The sequence below is a fragment of the Stenotrophomonas terrae genome (assembly GCF_001431465.1).
In the GTDB taxonomy this organism is placed as follows: domain Bacteria; phylum Pseudomonadota; class Gammaproteobacteria; order Xanthomonadales; family Xanthomonadaceae; genus Stenotrophomonas; species Stenotrophomonas terrae.
On sequence record NZ_LDJJ01000058.1, the window covers coordinates 1 to 591 of the forward strand.

Consider the following 591-nt stretch of genomic DNA (forward strand, 5'->3'; position numbering starts at 1 on the left):
AAGCACCCCTCCCAACCCTCCCCTTGCCTTCGGCAAAGGGAGGGCTAAAAGCGGGCGGCTCGAACTGCTGCAGCTGTTGCCCCCTCCCTTGCGCCGTAGGCGGAGGGGAGGGTTGGGGAGGGGTAAAGCGCAGTGTTCTTTGAGCCGTAGGACAGCCCGAATCCAGCCATTCCCTGACTGGCTTCCAGCAACAGCAATCGCAGGCTTTCCGCAGCAAACACGGAGAGCCGCAATGGACAAGCTGCGCAAGCGCGCCAGGGCACTGCGCAACACGCCCACCGATGCCGAAGACCGCCTGTGGCAGCAGCTGCGGCGCCGCCAGTTGGCGGGCTTTCGCTTCCGTAGACAGATGCCCTTGGGTGGATACATCGCTGACTTCGTCTGCCTTGAAGCAAGGCTGATCGTCGAGCTGGATGGTGGGCAGCATCTCGAGCAGCGTGCATATGACCAGCGGCGCACCGAGGTGTTGCAGGGTCTGGGCTTTCGGGTGCTGCGCTATTGGAATGATGAGGTTCTGCTGCGAATGCCGGCGGTATTGGAAGACATCCTGCGGGCTCTGGTGCACGGCCAGAAGCACCCCTCCCAACCCTC

Annotated in this window: 1 protein-coding gene; it reads left to right on the top strand. The window is 62.9% G+C overall.

The window, feature by feature from the left end:
* Positions 1-232: 232 nt before the first annotated feature.
* Positions 233-591, top strand: a 359-nt coding sequence (locus tag ABB27_RS15970; RefSeq protein ID WP_057629783.1) for an endonuclease domain-containing protein, incomplete at its 3' end; no start/stop codon positions are given.